At 26.9% G+C, this 17,612-nt stretch carries 18 protein-coding genes; 3 read left to right on the forward strand and 15 right to left on the reverse strand.

Going from position 1 to position 17,612, the window contains the following annotated elements; all coding sequences use genetic code 11:
* Window positions 1-35: 35 nt before the first annotated feature.
* The gene (locus VBY68_RS05370; RefSeq protein WP_415269117.1) at window positions 36-287 is read left to right on the forward strand and encodes a helix-turn-helix domain-containing protein; all 252 of its coding nucleotides are present in this window, start codon (window positions 36-38) and stop codon (window positions 285-287) included.
* 86 nt (window positions 288-373) lie between these two features.
* Here VBY68_RS05370 and VBY68_RS05375 read toward each other — a convergent pair whose 3' ends face one another.
* From VBY68_RS05375 to VBY68_RS05415, 9 genes are all read right to left on the reverse strand, one after another.
* Window positions 374-727, reverse strand: a complete 354-nt coding sequence (locus VBY68_RS05375; RefSeq protein ID WP_274639341.1) for a DUF7222 domain-containing protein — start codon at window positions 725-727, stop codon at window positions 374-376.
* A 356-nt stretch (window positions 728-1,083) separates the two neighbouring features.
* Window positions 1,084-1,599, reverse strand: a complete 516-nt coding sequence (locus VBY68_RS05380) for a lecithin retinol acyltransferase family protein (RefSeq protein WP_415269118.1) — start codon at window positions 1,597-1,599, stop codon at window positions 1,084-1,086.
* Between the two features lie 84 nt (window positions 1,600-1,683).
* A complete protein-coding gene (locus tag VBY68_RS05385) occupies window positions 1,684-2,505 on the reverse strand; it encodes a hypothetical protein (RefSeq protein ID WP_415269119.1) in 822 nt (273 codons plus the stop codon).
* A gap of 51 nt (window positions 2,506-2,556) precedes the next feature.
* Window positions 2,557-4,365: a UvrD-helicase domain-containing protein gene (locus tag VBY68_RS05390; protein ID WP_415269120.1), complete on the reverse strand. Its 1,809-nt coding sequence runs from the start codon at window positions 4,363-4,365 to the stop codon at window positions 2,557-2,559.
* Window position 4,366: 1 nt separating this feature from the next.
* Complete coding sequence (locus VBY68_RS05395; RefSeq protein WP_415269121.1) at window positions 4,367-6,508, reverse strand: ATP-dependent nuclease; 2,142 nt, start codon at window positions 6,506-6,508, stop codon at window positions 4,367-4,369.
* Window positions 6,509-6,532: 24 nt separating this feature from the next.
* Window positions 6,533-7,189, reverse strand: coding sequence for an SLATT domain-containing protein (locus tag VBY68_RS05400; RefSeq protein ID WP_415269122.1), 657 nt, complete (start codon window positions 7,187-7,189; stop codon window positions 6,533-6,535).
* A gap of 522 nt (window positions 7,190-7,711) precedes the next feature.
* The gene (locus VBY68_RS05405) at window positions 7,712-7,882 is read right to left on the reverse strand and encodes a hypothetical protein (RefSeq protein ID WP_415269123.1); all 171 of its coding nucleotides are present in this window, start codon (window positions 7,880-7,882) and stop codon (window positions 7,712-7,714) included.
* A gap of 26 nt (window positions 7,883-7,908) precedes the next feature.
* Entirely contained in the window at window positions 7,909-8,055 is a 147-nt protein-coding gene (locus VBY68_RS05410) for a hypothetical protein (RefSeq protein WP_415269124.1), read from the reverse strand.
* 124 nt (window positions 8,056-8,179) lie between these two features.
* Window positions 8,180-9,454, reverse strand: a complete 1,275-nt coding sequence (locus VBY68_RS05415; RefSeq protein WP_415269125.1) for a phage integrase SAM-like domain-containing protein — start codon at window positions 9,452-9,454, stop codon at window positions 8,180-8,182.
* Between the two features lie 288 nt (window positions 9,455-9,742).
* Between VBY68_RS05415 and VBY68_RS05420 the strand changes: the two genes are divergently transcribed.
* Both VBY68_RS05420 and VBY68_RS05425 read left to right on the forward strand, forming a co-directional pair.
* Window positions 9,743-11,239, forward strand: coding sequence for a cysteine peptidase family C39 domain-containing protein (locus VBY68_RS05420; RefSeq protein ID WP_415269126.1), 1,497 nt, complete (start codon window positions 9,743-9,745; stop codon window positions 11,237-11,239).
* Window positions 11,236-11,427 carry a hypothetical protein gene (locus VBY68_RS05425; protein WP_415269127.1) on the forward strand — a complete coding sequence of 64 codons (192 nt, stop codon included), beginning with the start codon at window positions 11,236-11,238 and terminating at the stop codon, window positions 11,425-11,427. The genes VBY68_RS05420 and VBY68_RS05425 overlap by 4 nt, the downstream gene beginning before the upstream one ends.
* A gap of 23 nt (window positions 11,428-11,450) precedes the next feature.
* Here VBY68_RS05425 and VBY68_RS05430 read toward each other — a convergent pair whose 3' ends face one another.
* From VBY68_RS05430 to VBY68_RS05455, 6 genes are all read right to left on the reverse strand, one after another.
* The gene (locus VBY68_RS05430; RefSeq protein WP_415269128.1) at window positions 11,451-13,046 is read right to left on the reverse strand and encodes a hypothetical protein; all 1,596 of its coding nucleotides are present in this window, start codon (window positions 13,044-13,046) and stop codon (window positions 11,451-11,453) included.
* Between the two features lie 283 nt (window positions 13,047-13,329).
* On the reverse strand, window positions 13,330-14,289 hold the full coding sequence (locus VBY68_RS05435; RefSeq protein ID WP_415269129.1) for a phospholipase D family protein: 960 nt from the start codon (window positions 14,287-14,289) through the stop codon (window positions 13,330-13,332).
* Window positions 14,290-15,397: 1,108 nt separating this feature from the next.
* Window positions 15,398-16,096, reverse strand: a complete 699-nt coding sequence (locus VBY68_RS05440; RefSeq protein ID WP_415269130.1) for a hypothetical protein — start codon at window positions 16,094-16,096, stop codon at window positions 15,398-15,400.
* A 244-nt stretch (window positions 16,097-16,340) separates the two neighbouring features.
* Window positions 16,341-16,622 carry a hypothetical protein gene (locus tag VBY68_RS05445; protein ID WP_415269131.1) on the reverse strand — a complete coding sequence of 94 codons (282 nt, stop codon included), beginning with the start codon at window positions 16,620-16,622 and terminating at the stop codon, window positions 16,341-16,343.
* Window positions 16,623-16,644: 22 nt separating this feature from the next.
* Window positions 16,645-17,022 (reverse strand): hypothetical protein, encoded by a 378-nt coding sequence (locus VBY68_RS05450; RefSeq protein ID WP_415269132.1) that lies wholly within the window; start codon window positions 17,020-17,022, stop codon window positions 16,645-16,647.
* A 68-nt stretch (window positions 17,023-17,090) separates the two neighbouring features.
* Window positions 17,091-17,606 carry a TPM domain-containing protein gene (locus VBY68_RS05455; protein ID WP_415269133.1) on the reverse strand — a complete coding sequence of 172 codons (516 nt, stop codon included), beginning with the start codon at window positions 17,604-17,606 and terminating at the stop codon, window positions 17,091-17,093.
* Window positions 17,607-17,612: the final 6 nt, after the last annotated feature.

Raw genomic sequence — 17,612 nt, forward strand, 5'->3', positions numbered from 1 at the left:
ACAAAATATCATTTATCATATTGGACATTTACAATATGATAGAGTTATCAGAAAAAAAATTAGAGGCATTAAAATCTGAGATACCAATAAAAATTGGTAACCGTGTTAAAGAAATTAGAAAACAAAAAGGCTTAACCCAGACACAACTTGCTGAATTAGTAGGAAAAGATAGACAATACCTATATAAAATAGAGAAAGCTGTAGTTACACCTAACGTAGTAACAATATCAGCATTAGCAATAGCTATGGAAGTTCCCCTAAAGGAGTTCTTCAATATTGAAATTTAAATGTCTTTTTATTTAGCTTATGAGCAAACAAATAAACACCTACAATTATTGTAAGTGCTTATTATTTCTAATACATTGAATCTCGTTCAATATTCTGAAAATGATATAATCTCTCCCATCATATTCTCCCAAGCAAACCAAGAAAGCCAATTAAAATATTGCGTTTCATCATGTGGGCTAGGTTTATTTTTTATCTTCCCACAATTTACTTCAAATTCATCTAAAATTTGCAAAATGGATAAATGATATCTTTTTGCAAAGGATACAGTATCACTATAATAAATTAAGCCAGGAATAGAACCATTATTTGCAGAATAATAATCATCAGGGTTATTTATTAATAAAGACCACTCAACATTTCCTTGTTCTAAAAGTTTTATATGGAAATAAGGGAAGGAACTGAAGTTTTCTAAAAAATTTTTCTTTTTAAATTTAGACATACTTTTCGATTTCTTATAAGGCTAATCATCTATAAATAAGACCTTAGGAAATTGAAAAGAGTTTTATCACACTTACCATCTTCTGAGTTATTTGCTGTAACTAATACTTGTAACAATCTAGATATTATTCCCTTTACTATATTTTAAACTGAAGGGATAGTAACTACCCGTAATTTTTTACACCTTTTTAACTTTTTCTATCAATGACTTGTTTTTTTTCAGGAGGACTATTTCAATGAACTTTCGTTAAACTACGAACTAAAGTAATTCTTTGGATATTTATACTCTAATTGTTTCACAAATAAAAACACAACCTTATGAAAAAGATTATGTTTTTATTTTTCCTCTTTTTAATTCTATTCTTTTTTTGATAAATTTTTTAAAATTAACCCTAAGGTTAGTAATCCCAAACCTTTGAATACATTTTTATTATTATTTGAAACTAATCCAGCAATTGTTACCCCTGTGCCTAAAACAGCTGATATATTACCTGCCTTATTAACTTGTCCACTTATTTCCTTGCCATAGTGAACCCAATTTTTAAAATGCTCGCAATTATTTCCTAAAAGATTATAGGCTTCATCTCCTATTTTGAGCCAAGCTCTTTCTATTGCACTTCTTCTTTGGTGTGTTGTTCCTTCAAATCTTTCTATTTTTTTAGGAACATAAGTTTTTAATTGATTTACAATTTCTTTTTCAGGTATTATTTGAACACCTTTAGTGAAATTTGCTACAAACTCAGGGCTTCCTGACTGTGGATTATCTCCTAAATAAATAGCATAATGATCTACCATACCCATGAATTTTTTTCTTAAAACGATAGCATCGGCTGGTCGTAATTGGTTTTGTTTAACAAATTGACTTAATATCATATATAAAATTTTTCTTCAAAAATAGATTAAAGACACAAGCGTCTCCTAATGACCTTCACAAAGGTCTAGTAAAAGTCAAAACTCTTATTCAACCCAATTCTTTACTTTCCTCAACAATTGGTTATTTAACTCTTCATTTTTTTTAATTCTAGCTTTATCATATTTAACCTTACCATTGAATAAAAAATTATTTTCATGGTCAACTACAAAGTTTTTAATAGGTGTAAAATGCCCTCTTTTAATTTTAGTTTTTAAATATTTTTTTTGAAACAAATAATCAATAAATACTACTAAAAAGTCTTTGTGCTGAACATTAAATTTTATTTTGACAGGATTACTAGTAAAAAGTTTTTTAAAATCTTTTACTGAGTCAATCATTTTTTCACTTTTTAAATTACCTATTACTTCGTGAAAAACATTAGGATCAGCTAACCATTCATAATATGATGTTTGCCCTACTGATTTTTCATCAGAAACCTCGAGAAAATCATAAATATGTTCAAGATTAAGAAGACTTTTCAATTCATAAAAATCATAATTTTCTAATTCACAAACTGTTTTTAATTGATTGTTTATCTCTTTTATATCAAACTTATCAATTTTATTCTTTTTAAATTGATCTTTAATTAAATAAACACCTATATCAGAAATAAGACATTTTAAAAACATCTTATCTTCTAAATTATCAATATTAATTATTTTTTTATTTACGGAACTAAGAAAAACTCCAGCCAAGTGTGTTATAACCTTAACAGGTTTTTCTTTTTTCTCTTCTAATATGGATGTACTTTTTTGAATAATTTCATAAAGCTGATATTTTTTAAGAGACTCTACAGCAAGTTTAATATCATTAGAATAGATCTCTTCTAAAATTTGCTCTATTGGGGACAATGTATCTACCTTCATTAATAGTAATAAGTTGAAATATTATTTATGTCTAAAAAACTAAGTACCTTTCTAAAAATCTAAATTATCATATTTATAGTGGTAATTCGATAAATGTGGAGTTGGTATTTTCCCTTCAGGCGCATAATATTCATGTATAGCTCTATTTTTTTCTGAAATCAAATGTAAATTTTTTCTTGCTCTAGAAGCTAAGACATAGAGAAGTTTTTTTGAATTCAAATCTCCATTATCATCATTGAAGTGAGGAATATAATCATCAAGAAGAGCAAAACCAATCATTGTATCGTATTCTTCTCCTTTTACTCCATGGATAGTAGAAACTGTAATTCCTTCTCTTTGCTTAAAAACTTTTCTAAAATTTTCAATTTCTCCTATAAATTCATTTCCTTCTTTCTCTAACTTTCTAATTCTTTTCTCAGAGCTTTGAAAAAAAGAAGTATGATGCTCTAATAGTGAAGGATATCTATTTATATCGATTGATAGATAAGTACATATTTTATAAAAGAACTTCTCTAAGTAAACTAACCCTTGTTGCTCTTCAACCTCTATTGAATTACAAATTTTTAAAAGTTGTTTACTAGTTAAATTAGAAACATCTACTCCAGATGATTCTAAGCTATTTATAATCTCCTTACTCCATCTTAATCTTCTCATATACATATAAGGAGAAGGCTCTGTTAAAACTATTCTAGATAATTTATACCAGAAATTTTCTATATCTCTAGAAAATGGTGCCATTCCTGGACCATCAAAACTATAATCGGGCATTTTTATCATTAACTGTCTTGTAATAGCCGCTAAATGAATCCACTGAGGGGCAACTATACAAATTTCATTTGGAGAGATATTTTCTTCAACAACATTATATTTAATTAACTTGACTAATTCATCAATTAGATTCTTGACAGTAATACTTGAATTAAAAGTTATCTTACTAGGATAATCTTTATAAGATCCACTTGGGTTAATTTCACTATCAAATGTTCTGTAATTATCAAAGTAATCAATAATTTTAGATGAAGAGCGATAATTATTTGTTAGACTTCTTTGACTTAATTTAAACCCCAATAACTTCTCTAGATCTTCTTTTTCCATAGGATACCCACCTAATGAATCATAAATGGATTGGTTAGGGTCACCTACAATCAATGCTTTAGTAACTCCCTTGTTAGATTTAAGTATAGTAGAAATTATATGATATTGAATTTCTTTTGTGTCTTGATATTCATCGATTAATATAAATGGAAAAAGTTTACATAAAATATTAGATATAATAGGTTTAGTTTTTAATATTTGATAACTAAAGAAGAGTATTTGTTCAAAATCAATTTGATTGTTTTTTTCTAAAATAGAAAAGTACTCTGGCATTATTTTAAAAAGAGATTCATGTTTCTTACTATCTAAACAGGTTAAATAAAACTTATCAGGTTTAGCTAGCAAACCACAATCCCAATAAGTGATTTCTTCTTTTTTATATGGTTTACATAACTCTGTTAGAATTTCCTCAGATTCATATGAGTTAATAACTCTAAATCCATTTTTTAATCGATCAGAGTATAAATGATAAGGCTTTAAAATCCATTCCATACAAAAGGAATGTATAGTTCCAATCCATAATTGACTAGTATCAACACCTAACAATTCAACTCTATCTTTTATTTCATCCGCTGCATTATTAGTGTAGGTTATTGCTATAATAAATTCTTTATTCGACTTTAATCTCGTTAACTCATAAGCTATTTTATAAGTTAACGTTCTTGTTTTTCCACTTCCAGGGCAAGCAATTAATAAAATACTTTCATCATCAAGAACCGCTTGCTCTTGTTCTTCATTTAAGTCTCCTTTATCCCAAATAAACATTTTATTTTACCTTATTTAGAAAAGTTAATACTTGATCATCAGGTATTACAGCTTTAACTTCTATAATTACATCATTAATTGATGCATCACTCCCTCTATATCTAACAAGAATTTCCTCTAAAGAATTAAAGTCAAGTTTATCGTTGTCTTCAGAATATTTAGATATTCTATATTCAATTATATTCGCAATTACATTATTCGGATATGATTTTTTGGCAAATAATATTGCATCAACGATATACTCTGGAATTATAGTTTTATAAGAAACATATTTTCCTAACATTATAGCAAACCATCCTTTACCTTCTTGCTTTGCCATCGTTAAAATTCTTTTTCCAAAAATAGATACATCAGTATTTTTCAACTCTTTTTTAGATTTTTTTATGGTATTTTTATCAGAATAAACATCATCAACTATTGCGCATACTTCTTCTTCGTTATCTTCATATAAAAAATCTACTTCAAAGGTATATTCTGCATAAAAAGTTTTAATCCAATCATTATCTTTTTCAAATTCATCGAGAATTTTCTTTCTCTCTAAACCACTTTTTTGAGATTTCTCTACTTTTTTCTTATACTTTACTAAAGATTTACTGTCTCCATCATTTATGGTCGTGTCACAAATAGCCTTATCTAAATCTGTTAGTATACTACATTTTCTTCTGATCCTATTATCATGAAATAATTGGGCTACATTTTTAAAACCAGTACTTCTAATATTTATAAGACTAATCCCTAATTCATCAAGACTTACTCCATATACTTCCTTTATCATTTGTGGAATTAATATTTCTTCTGCATCTCCTTCAACTAGAATTACACCTTTAGCAAATAATAAATTGGTTCTTATTGCGTCTAAGTACCTTTGAATTTGATTTATTTCTTTTGGAGATAGACCTTTAGATGGCTGATAGACTTCAGCAAAGTTTAATTTTTTAGCAAGAATATTAATATTATCTACATTACTAACTTCAGAAATTTGAGTTGAATGTGTAGAATAAATAATTTGAGTATCTCCATAGTCTAATTTATCAAATAATGTTTTTTGAATGTGATTATGAATATGAGCTTCTGGCTCCTCTATTATTAAAAAATTAGCAAACGTATCTTTTGATTTTTGATATTTAAACTCTAATAATTTAAGTGTTAAAAAAATCAAATTAGCTCCCCCTAAGCTAAGCTCGTGTATTCCTCCCTCATACTCTTCATTGGGTTCTCCGATATATAATTTCAATGATTGAAGTAATTTATCCGCTTCACTAGGTAAATTAGATTTGATAGACAAAGAAGAAGGAGAGTAAGTTAAGCCAACTGCATCTTGAATAGTACTTTTTATATCTCTTCTTATGTTTTGTACATCATTCAACTCTTCAATCTCTTTATTTAAACTCTCAACCAACTCACTAATTGGTTTATAATCTTCATCTTTTATTTCTCCACTTTTATTTTTTAAGAGGGTTAATAAAGGGTTAGTTCTGTTATTATGAAAATCGCTTACCACATCTCTCAACGCTTGTATAAAAGTAAATGACACTTCTTTTGATATAGAAAGTTGATGAGGTATTTTTGTTCCAAATTTTGAAGAATCTATTTTCGCAGGAAAAACAACATTATCAAAATCTCCTACTAATTCCTTATAAACTTCTGGATCATTAAAGTCAGCAGTACTTTTACCCGTAAAAAAAGTTTCATAATTTTCTTCTATTGATATTTCATCTAGTATTCTATTTAAACCTGCTTTATCACCTCTTTCTAATTCAGAAAGGCTTTGTCTAATATCTGCTTTAGGTCTAAAAAATAAATTATAAGAAGCATTTTTCACATAATCTTCTTCGGCTATTCCTGCTCCATGAATAAATAATGATTGAATAGCTTCTTCATTAGTTAAATCTGAAAATTCTATACTTATAATTATCCAATGTCCTTTCCACGAATCACCAGATAATGTTCTATTAAAATCATTTTCTTTTAATTTATAGGAGTAATGTAAAGAAGTATCTTCAAGGAGTAATCTAATAGCTTTGAAAACATTCGTTTTCCCTGATCCATTTTCACCTATGATAGTATTAATTCCTTTATTGAATAAAAATTTTGCGTTGGAAAAATTCTTATAATTAATAAGACTTACTTTAGAAATATACATTTATATGATTTATTTAAAATATTTTTATTTTGAAGTAAATATGATTAGAGAAACTATCATAATTGGTGTGCCTGCAATCATCAATAAATACCACCCATAAATATTCCAATATAATTTCCTTTTTATTTTCGTTATTTCTTTATCTGTGAATTCCTCCCTGAAATAATCTAAATTTTTAATTCTAAATGTATCATAATCGATATCATCATGATTACTATATTTATTTAAAATAAGCTGGTACTCTCTATTTATTTCAGTACAAAAATCTTCTATTTCTTTTTCGCCTTTCTCCTTTTTTAAAGTCTTGAAAGTCCTTAATCTATTATAGATTTTAGACAATTCAAGACCACAATTATGATGGTTAGAAGCTCTAAGTTTATAATCTTGATTATTTTCATGCATGCTAACTACCAGTAATAATATAGATAAAGCGGTAACCAAGTAGTTAATTATATTATGATCTGAATTTTGATTAATATTATAAACAGAAATTAAACTAGCAATGATTAAGTATGCAGACAAAAATGAAATACTGATATTCGACCATTTTGATTTTTTCTTGAACCTACTATCGGCGCTAAACCTTGTCCCTTTTGTGCTCCAAATTTTATGATTTAACTCTTCTAAAAATGTTTTATCTAAATACTCTTTGGATTTAATTCTTTTCTTTTTTCCTTCCATGTATTTTACTTATAAAAGTTCAATTTGATTTAATTTCCCTTAAAACCACAAACACTAAAAACTTAGTTAACAAACAGATAAACAACCTAGAAATACTATCATTTAATTCCTTTAAATATATTAGATTTACCATTTTTTTCATTACGGAAAACCACAACTCCACATACACTTATTTTAAAAAGTAAAAGTGATCAAGGAGGTGCTATGGATAAGTTTACTCTTATAAGAATCTATATTTATAATTCTTGAGTAATTTGAAAACAATAGTAGTTTTTTTCATGTTTAGCAGTTTACAGTTCACCAACTGTAAACTTATACTATTTCAAATAAATAAAAAAATGGGATATCCGTAATTCAAAATGTGTTTTTCCGCAAAAAGAAGAGCTCATTCATGTTTTAATTTATTGGATGCAAACTCTCAATAACCTCCTGTAGATTTTCAAGGTTATCTTAAACATAACGTTCAGTAGAAGAAATACAACGATGTCCCACCATATATTGAACTTCTCTAATATTATGATGTTACAACCAATGAGTAATAACAGAAGCTCTAATCTGTTTGGAGTTTTTTAAATTATGATTGATTCTTCTATGCTTTTTAAACAACCAATACGTTATCATTTTAAATCGATCACCACAAGGAAAGCCTTTATCGACTTTACTTCTAATATCTTCATAAATCAGTAAACCCATGTTATCATACTCTTATGGGATAACTCTTACGATAAGCTCTTACTTATTCTATCTAATCCTAAATTGAGAAATTTCATATAATTATTCCATACACCAAACTGATCAGCAAACATACTTAATGTTAAATTATACATAGAAATAGAACCTATACTGTACCTGTTCCTAAAAGTCATTTTAAGCGCTTTTAAGCGACTTTACATGGTTTTAGGTAATTATACTTAAAAAGAAAACAAAACCCTTAAATAAATAGGTTTTAACTATTGATCACCAAAGTAAAATAAATTACACCTATCTTTATTAAATTTCTTCCGACCAAATTTTAGCTAATTGCACTCCGTAGTCAATAGGCTTCTTCCCTATATAACTCAAAAACATTTTTTCTGTTCCATGAGCTGTAATATTCATTAATAGAGGGGTAGGATATTTCTTTTGCGCATAGAAGTTAGTCGCAAATGACCTCCTACAGATATGAGAGGAAACTAATTTGTACTTCGAAAATTTTCCTTCTTCTAGCCTTCCTGTCTCTTCATTTCTAAGCTTTCCCTCTATTAAATAAGTTAACTTAGCTTCTTTGCAAACTAGTTTAAGATATCTATTAAACAAAGCTGAATTACTACTTTCATTATTACTAAATACAGGAGGAAAATTACCCTCACGAGCATCTAAAATAGCTTTCACTTTCTTATGAACAGGTATCTGAACAATTTTACCTGTTTTCTTTTGAGTTAACACTATGAATTCAAACCCATGATGCTCTTCTATCATGGATTTATTCATCCTCATTAAATCAGAAACTCTTTGACCAGTAAAACAACCAATAACTAACCAATCTCTAGCAACAGATAAAGCATCTTCTTTAAACTTTACTTTCTGAATCTCTTCGATTTCTTCAAAGGTCAATGTTACTTTGTAAGATTTTGAAGTAAAACCTTTAAAATGTATTAATTGTGAACTTACTTCAATATTATTCTTTTGAGCATCTGTACAAATCGTTTTAACCTCCTTCAAATACCTACCTATTGTTCCTTCCGATAATTTCTCTTCTTCATCTAAGAAATCTATAAAATCTTCCCTAAATCTTAAATCAACATCTTTTACTCTAAACTTTATTTTCTTCTTTTCTTGAAACTTAATCAACTTATTAAGAATTGTAGTTCTCTTCTTTATAGTAGATTCCGAAACTCCTTTCTTACCGTCTTTATTAGCATTATATTTAAGCCTCTCAATATATTGCTCGGTATAAGCAATTAAATAATCTATTTCCTTTATCTCTGACTTCCCTAAAAATTTAGCGATTGATTCTTGCAACCATAAAGAAGTCACCTCTACTCCTTTTGTATTACTCGTGTTAAGCTCTTTTTCTATATAAACCTCTAAATTCTTAAGGTCTACTTTTAAGTTCTTATTAAAAGGATTGTTCGTCTTTGGATATCCTGTTGCTTTACTCCATTCTTTAGAATCAATAAAATATCCTGTCTTTCTCTTGAAAGAAATACTCTTACTCAGAGACAATCTTAAATAGATTTGAGAATTATTAGATTTCCCCTGTAGAATAAACTTAATCTTTGCCATATCATTTTTAAACAAAGATAAGAATATTTAGTCAGCATTTAGTCAGCCAATCATTTATTCTATTTTATCTTATTTAATAAATAAGTAAACAAAAAGCACCAAAAACCCCGTACTTATTAGTGTTAATGTTTTTCAATAATAAAATAGAATTAAATAAAACAAAGTATTGTAGTCTCGGCGTCTCCACTATTAACCCATATAAACCCAGTGTTTATATGGGTTTTTATTTCAAGGTGTCAGTTTTGGTATCAATTAATAATATTCATTACTAAATATTATATTAGCCAAATGGACTTAATTGAAATACAAATAATACCAATAGAATATGCCTCTAAGGCAATATTACAAACTCTGACTGATACTTTTAAGCTTGAAAAAGATGAGGGAATAAACGAATTACAAAATCATATTGATGGTTTATTAGATGAGCTTAAGGAAGAACTATACATCGTAATCGAAACACCTTATGTAGATAAATTCTATAGAGATAGTTATTATACTTATTTCGCTTCAAAACATAGAGAATATTCTAAAGATTGTATAAGAATTTCTTTTTTTTCAAATGAAATTACTCCAGAACATTTCAGAGACAATGATTTATTTAAAGAACTACAAGATAAATTTCTTGGTTATTCAATTTTAAGACCTACAATCCCCAATATATTTGGGCGTTCCATTATTGCTAAAAATGCGTTTATTGAAAATGGTTATCAAATATGTGAGTATAAATCAAACATATTGCTTAACGGAATAAAGCTTGAAGTAATGGGGTTTCCTCATAGTTCGCAAGATGGTGAATCAATTAAATGTGCAGAAACTACTATATGGGCTATTATGGAATACTTTGGAAGTAAGTACCCAGATTATAGACCTGTAGCCATTTCAAGTATTATAACTGCATTAACAAAATATTCAAAAAAAAGAATGCTCCCCTCTGGAGGATTAACAGTAGACCAAATAAGCTACGCTCTGAAAGAGTTTGGTTTTGGAACATATATATATTCAAGAGATGAAGCTTACGAAAATGAAATTGAAAATATTTTATCAATATATATAGAAAGTGGGATACCTACTATAGTAGCATTAGAAAATGATACTATTGGACACGCTATAATTGCAATTGGATATAAAAGAGAAGAATACATTGATTTTAATACCCAAAAAAAACGAGATATAAGTCACAATAATCAAACTTATAACTATATAGATTATTCAGATGTCGAAAGAAGTTATATCATACAAGACGATAATACAACACCTCAAATGCAAATAAAACTTAATAACCCAACAGTTCATTATGATGCAGATGATTTTCCTGAATGGCAAAAATGCAAAGTTAACTCATTAGTTGTGCCTCTATACAGAAAAATTTATTTAGAAGCTGAAATGGCTAAAAGACTTTCTCTAGAAATAATTAGCGATGTAAATTTTGGCTATAATTTTGACAATGACTTTGTTTTTAGATTTTTTCTTACATCAAGTAGATCATTTAAAGCACATATATCCAATTTACAAGAAATTGATAATGAAATAGCAAACAATATAATTGCCACCAAAATGCCTAAGTTTGTTTGGATTTCAGAAATCTACACCAAAGGCAATTATAGCAAGGATATTGCAGATGGAATAGTTGTATTAGATGCGACCGAAGCAAGTGAAACAAAAAAGAATGCTATTTTATTTACTGCTTATCCAAATCAATGTATTTTTAAAATTGGAGAAAAATTCATATGTTTGCATAAAGGTTTTAAAACCTATTATAGGTTTAATAACAATCTAAGTTGAGTCAAAGAAAATCACATATCGTAAAAAGTAGCATAAGTATAGGAGCAAACTACAGTATAATGCCTGCTCAATCTGTCACTGATTTTAACATAAGAGTTACTAATACTATGAAATCTGTTAATAGAGATTTTCAAAAGAAACAAAAAATATCTATTGAAAAGGCTTCAAATATTGTTCTTAACGGATAATTATTTAATCTAAACCTTTCTAATTAATAAAATTTTTCAATTATACTTTTCAAATTTTTAAAGTCATTTTCAATTAGAAAATCAAACAGTTTTTGCCTATTGTAATAAATATCTAATTTCTTTGGCTTAAAACTACCTTCTTTTAATTTATCTAAATCTTCAATAGCTTCTTTAGTATATTCACTTGATGTTATATAACAACCTTTAAAAGCATAACCTTCACCAATATCCATTTTAAATCTCTCTTTTAGAAATGGTAATGTTCTCTTAAAAAACCAATTTGTGGTATTTTTTGTCTTATAATCACCTAATGGTATTTCATAATTTGATTTATACCCTTTTAACTCAACAACTATTATTTCTTTAGGATTTGAGGATTTAATTACATAATCATACTCATAACCTTCAGTTGTAATTGTATTATCTTCTTTATTAGTAATATCTCTAGAGAAATAAAAATTAGGCTTTATCTCTGCACTTGGATACTGATACTTTAATACCTGATACATAATCACTTCAAATAGAGTTCCTTTAAGAGCTTTCAACTGATCACCTTGACCTGAAACATCTATTGTTTTTAGAGTGTCTTCAATAATTTTTTCAAAATCATCTTCCTCTAACAATTTTTTACTTATTTGAAGTTTTGATATATTCTCTAAAACACTAAATATGTTAGAACCGTATATTGACCCAACATCATAACTTAAAAAACCTAATTTTTTAATCTTGTTTAAAATTAAACCCGAACACTTCTTATACACAATTATTGGCACAACTTTACGCTTTCCTTTAGAAACTGAGTTAAGATTAATCTGTATGCGATTTAAAAAACCATCTAAATCAATTTGTTCATAATCTCTACTTATTAATATATCCAGTACGACTAAAGTTTGCTTCTCTGTCGTATTGGAGTCTTTAGCAAGAGAAGTGTTTATACCTGTAGTCTTTGTATAACCAAAAGCATCCCAAACTAAATTGTTATGCTTAGCTCCTTTTGAAGGATTTCTTTTATTTCTATAAATAATATTCTTATTATCAATCAAATTGGATTTAACTATCCAATCAATAATATCCTTTATAAATGCTGTGTCTGTATTCATTTTAGCAAAATGAGAGTCCATTAGACTCTCTTCATCTTCTTCATTTCTTTTTAGTATAATATACTTAACTAAATTCTTATCTATTTTTTGGTATGCAATTTCAAACTTCAACAATAACGAAATTAAATCATCGAGATAATCAACTTTTGATATACCATTTAAAAGAGGTGAAGCTGTTATTTTTAAAGCTTCATAGTATGATAAAATACCGTTATTCACATCTAGTGCTACTAATAATCGATAAAGTGTAGGTCTATGCTTTTTACAAAGCATTTTAATTCTATCTTTTGTAAAATTGGTACTAGGCTTACAATAAGCGTATTGACCTTTACCAAAAGTTAGAGGGCTTGAAGATTTTATAATCTCTTTTTTAGTTGCACGTTCTAATAATTTGCGTGCATAACTATTTGTTACTTGAAATGAATCTTCCAAAAGTTGGCACAATTCACTACTTACTTTTATACTCTTATCTTGAAGATTTTGCAGAATAAAAAATTCATATTTATTTAATTTAGCCATAGCAAATGTCACACTGCACTTATATATTTAAAATTAAAGTTAGGCAAGTTAAATTTTTAATCTCAATTGAATTCTTAAATTACAAACACCTGCATATCAATGTATTAAAAAAACAAACAAGTTTGTTTTTCATTAATAAAAAACGCTTTTTAATATAGATTTTGTCACAGACACACAAAACTAATACTATTTTCAACTACCCTTTCCATTAATAAGAATATGTTCCTTTTATCATTCTTCTGTCCAGAATTTTCAAACTCATTTTGTTTTTACTTTGACTTCTTTATTTATAAATCCCTTTTAATATTGGACTTGCCATACTAGTTTTACCGTACGATTCTTTCCCTGTTTTATGACAATAATTTTCTGGGTAATCATAATTCCCATAAACATCCCACATACGGTAAGCACTTAAAGAAAATGGTTTATCTGGATTAAAAGGTATTTCTCTACCTGTTCTTATACAGTAACCTACTTCTTCTTTATAATCATTTGTTGTTTTTGAAAATTGCAACTCTTTATCAACTTCAATTGTTTCTTTTAAATTCTCATTAGAGTTTATATTTTCTTCTGAGACCTTTTCTTTTTTAACTTCTCTAGTAGGTTTAATGCTAAATTTCTTTTCAACTATAGATTCAACCTCTAAATCAAAGCTATCAAGAATTCTTTTTTCATAATTTTCATTGTTTGCAAAGAAATCTTCTGAAATATCATATATAATTTTAGAATCTTGATACTTTTTACCTAAACCTAAAAGCCCCTTAGAATATTGCGGTTTTTTCAGATAAATAACATTTGACTTTGCATACATCAATTCATCTGTAAATGCTTCTGTTTCTCGAAAAAGTTTATCTGTACTTATAAGACTATCTGTAAAATGCACTCCATATTCTACATTATTTATCATAGAATAATCGTATAAATTTAATGAAGTTATTAACCCCTCATTTTCATTACAATAATGTTTAGCGTGTAAATCTTTGTTATAAAGAATGGTTATATTTTTAAACTCTGTGAAGTATTTAAAATCTTCTTTACTTATACTGCGGTTGCGACTATTTTCATTTTTACCAAACAAAAGGTAGAACTTAATGTCGTGGTGGCTTTTTACCTTTTCTAATATGTTTTTTACATAATCATCTAACTTAATGAATGGCGATACTATAACAATGTACTTTTTTGCATTCCAGATTATATCTGTTAGTTTATCTTCTAATTGTTTTCCTGTTAAAAATCTACTCATTTTTTTTTAGCTATTTTTATTACCTCTAAAATTACTTTAAAAAAAACAATGTGCAATTATTATTAAAAATAAGTTATTTATGGTATTATTTTTATTCTTTCTGACAGATAAAAACCTATGCCCTTTATTATAAACATAACAACTTATTTTGGTAATAAAGTAATGAATTAAACAGGTTTACTTAATTCCCATAATCTAAAATAAAATCACTAATTTTACACCATTAAGAGTTGTTTAAACCTTTGACAATTGGAGTCTTCTGGTAATTAAGCAACTCTTTTTACTTTTAGTCAAATTCTTCACATGAGTTTTGCGCTTTTTTATAAAAACGGAATTAACAAAAAAGTGCATTACAATAACCGCAACACATTATAATTCAACTCTTTTCACATCTTTAACTTTTTTGCGTTAAAAGCGCAAAAAAAAAACAAAAACGCAAAAAGTATTATGAACTAATAAGAATACGTGTTACCCATACCAAAGAAAGGTAATTGTAGCTTATAGTGATGATTGAATGTCTTTTTTCTTCAATTTGCGTAAATAACGCAAAACGCAATAATTTACTTAATTAAGAAAGAAAGAAACTAATAGTTAAATTTTCGTTGCTGTGTTGAATAATAACTATAACCCTATGTAAAAGAGAGGTTACAGGTTCTACAAAAAATCAACAGTTGGTCAACATCCGTTTTTTGCGTTTTATGTTGACCAACTGTTCAACTATTGTTTACCTCTGAATATTACCGTATCACTAGTTAATAAATAGATTTGTCAATAATCAACAGTATTTCTATAAAATCTTTCTTTTTCAACCCCATAACACCTCACTTTCATAGTTTCAAAATTAACTATTTTCTCCTTTTACACTAAAAGAATCTTCTCAATAGTTACAGTAGAACTGTTTACTACATACTTTATCTTTAGGTATTTTTCATATGAGAATATTCTTACGGAACAAATATCTTATTTTGTATTTATTATAAACTCCGATTTTAGGTCTGCTTTCCTTTGCTTATTACTTATTCTAACATACCCAGTATAACTGATCTCTAATTTATAATTGATTTCTTTTTTTAAATTATAGAGATCATACAAACCATCTACTAAAAAATCAATTAATATACTTTTTATTCTTCTTAAGAACTTTAATTGATTTTTCTTTATCAAGATTAGTTATAACACCTTTTTCACTTATAGACAAAACAGAATAAGAATATTTAGAATCATCTGTCCCATCATCTATATCATAACCTTCATCATACACTAGAACATTAACAATATTGTTATCTATAAAGTATGTCTTAAAGAAATAAGGATTCTCATCCATGCTTTCAAAAACTTTAACATAACCCAAAATATAATTGGAGTTAGCCAATAATAAAAAACCTTCTGTTAGACCTCTAAACTCTTTAGAATATAAATAGAGAAAAAGATTATTTTTAATTTTTTCTCTTCCATGAACAAAAGCATTTCCTTTACTAGGGATTGATTTAAAATAAGAATAAACCTTATCAATTCTATTTTCTCCATAAATTGATTTTAAGGATGCTATTTTTTGGTCATTAATTTTTTTCTTCCCATTAATGAATTTATCATCTCTAACGTGTATTGATATTAAAACAGGAACATTAACTTTATCTTCTATAAGAAAAATATTGATTTCTGTAGGTATTTCATTTTTAACTAGATTAAAATTATCAGGTAAAGGTTGACGAAAAGAGATAAAATTATTATGAAAGATAGTATAATTTTGTGAATACCCTAAAGAGTTTATAACACAAAAAAATATTAGAAAAACTTTTTTTATCATGGTAAATGTTTTTTTACTTCTCTAAAGAAATCATGTAAAATAAGTATAAAATCTAAAAACATATTATTTTGTGTGTTTAATCATTGAATCTATTGAAATATTAATACCATCAAAATATTTATTTTTCTTAAAATTAAGGTTTTATTCCGATATCCGCTTTCTCGTTCTCTTTATAGATATATTATAACCCCAAAATTATCATTATAATCCTGTTCTACTATGGACATTTCTCATTCCTTAAGTTTTATAATTTTATTTGTTGAATTAGAATATACTCGTTAGGCAATATTACCTTTTCGTTGTCTATGCATATTTTCCCCATAAACTTAATTTTAAGTTCATATGATTGTGAGTTTTTAATGTTTGCATATATTTCCTTTATTTTTTTCTCATAAGTAAATGAAATAGTTTGATTTGGTTTAAGAACAATATATTTATCTGTATTAATAATAGGTTTAATTATATATCTATTTAATTCAATTTCTTCGCTACTTAATTGTACAAATAAATTTGAATAATATTTCAAAGAACAAATTATATTTGAAGTCTTACCAACGTAACTTGAACACTTTGTCTTCTTCTAAATCCTTAATATTTAACGTATCTATCCTGTAAAAAGAAACATAATCTCTGTCTGTACGGATAGTATCTCTAAAAAAACGAATACTATAATCTCCTTTTTCACTGGTTTTAAAACTAACAAAGCCTTCATCGTTTGTTCTTAGCGTATGAAGTAAAATAAACCTCCTCATTGAAAACAGAGGGTTCTTGACCTTTAACACTTCAACTTTTATATTTTTCCTAGGTTGATTTTTCACTATATCAATTGCTTGAATTTTCACTTCTATCGTTTCTTGTCTTGATGAGCAGGATATAAAAGAAATAGCTAGCAAAATAAGAACTACTATTAAGGTCTCATTTTTCATTTTTTTTTAAATACTTTTTTATTTCTCTAAAGAAATCATACAGAGTAAGTATAAAATCTAAAAACATATTATTTTGTGTGTTTAATGATTGAATCTATTGAATTATTAATACCATCAAAATATTTATTTTTCTTAAAATTAGGTTTTATAACATTTTTTATAACTAAAAGACATATGCTATCGTTTATTTTTGGAGATAAACTCTCAGAATAAGCGAGAGCAACTTCTCTGGTTTTTTTACTCATTTTTAAAGTTATAATTTTGTCTAAGTCATATTTTTCTTTAAAAATATCGTTAATAATTATAGTACTTTCACTAAAACTTCTTCTTAACGGTTTTTTATCCGAAATAAAAATAAAGACTAAGCTATCTTTACTATATATATCTAATACTTTATTATATAAGTTTTGGGATTGTGCTTCAGAAAAAATATTTTCAAAATCATATATAAACTTAAGTTTATGAGGTTTATCTAAATAGTTATACCTATTTATTTCATCACTGAAATTAACTTTCTTACTACTTTCTAATTTACAAGAACTGACAAAAACTATCAGCACAAAAAACAATCTATTTATCTTCATTTTAAT

Source organism: Tenacibaculum ascidiaceicola (assembly GCF_047470925.1).
GTDB classification, from domain to species: Bacteria; Bacteroidota; Bacteroidia; order Flavobacteriales; family Flavobacteriaceae; genus Polaribacter; species Polaribacter discolor.

What these genes read in the sequence shown, in the direction of transcription:
- VBY68_RS05370 (WP_415269117.1), top strand. Translation starts at nt 36, where the DNA reads ATGATAGAGTTATCAGAAAAAAAATTAGAGGCATTAAAATCTGAGATA.
- VBY68_RS05375 (WP_274639341.1), bottom strand. Translation starts at nt 727, where the DNA reads ATGTCTAAATTTAAAAAGAAAAATTTTTTAGAAAACTTCAGTTCCTTC.
- VBY68_RS05380 (WP_415269118.1), bottom strand. Translation starts at nt 1,599, where the DNA reads ATGATATTAAGTCAATTTGTTAAACAAAACCAATTACGACCAGCCGAT.
- VBY68_RS05385 (WP_415269119.1), bottom strand. Translation starts at nt 2,505, where the DNA reads ATGAAGGTAGATACATTGTCCCCAATAGAGCAAATTTTAGAAGAGATC.
- VBY68_RS05390 (WP_415269120.1), bottom strand. Translation starts at nt 4,365, where the DNA reads ATGTTTATTTGGGATAAAGGAGACTTAAATGAAGAACAAGAGCAAGCG.
- VBY68_RS05395 (WP_415269121.1), bottom strand. Translation starts at nt 6,508, where the DNA reads ATGTATATTTCTAAAGTAAGTCTTATTAATTATAAGAATTTTTCCAAC.
- VBY68_RS05400 (WP_415269122.1), bottom strand. Translation starts at nt 7,189, where the DNA reads ATGGAAGGAAAAAAGAAAAGAATTAAATCCAAAGAGTATTTAGATAAA.
- VBY68_RS05405 (WP_415269123.1), bottom strand. Translation starts at nt 7,882, where the DNA reads ATGGGTTTACTGATTTATGAAGATATTAGAAGTAAAGTCGATAAAGGC.
- VBY68_RS05410 (WP_415269124.1), bottom strand. Translation starts at nt 8,055, where the DNA reads ATGACTTTTAGGAACAGGTACAGTATAGGTTCTATTTCTATGTATAAT.
- VBY68_RS05415 (WP_415269125.1), bottom strand. Translation starts at nt 9,454, where the DNA reads ATGGCAAAGATTAAGTTTATTCTACAGGGGAAATCTAATAATTCTCAA.
- VBY68_RS05420 (WP_415269126.1), top strand. Translation starts at nt 9,743, where the DNA reads ATGGACTTAATTGAAATACAAATAATACCAATAGAATATGCCTCTAAG.
- VBY68_RS05430 (WP_415269128.1), bottom strand. Translation starts at nt 13,046, where the DNA reads ATGGCTAAATTAAATAAATATGAATTTTTTATTCTGCAAAATCTTCAA.
- VBY68_RS05435 (WP_415269129.1), bottom strand. Translation starts at nt 14,289, where the DNA reads ATGAGTAGATTTTTAACAGGAAAACAATTAGAAGATAAACTAACAGAT.
- VBY68_RS05440 (WP_415269130.1), bottom strand. Translation starts at nt 16,096, where the DNA reads ATGATAAAAAAAGTTTTTCTAATATTTTTTTGTGTTATAAACTCTTTA.
- VBY68_RS05450 (WP_415269132.1), bottom strand. Translation starts at nt 17,022, where the DNA reads ATGAAAAATGAGACCTTAATAGTAGTTCTTATTTTGCTAGCTATTTCT.
- VBY68_RS05455 (WP_415269133.1), bottom strand. Translation starts at nt 17,606, where the DNA reads ATGAAGATAAATAGATTGTTTTTTGTGCTGATAGTTTTTGTCAGTTCT.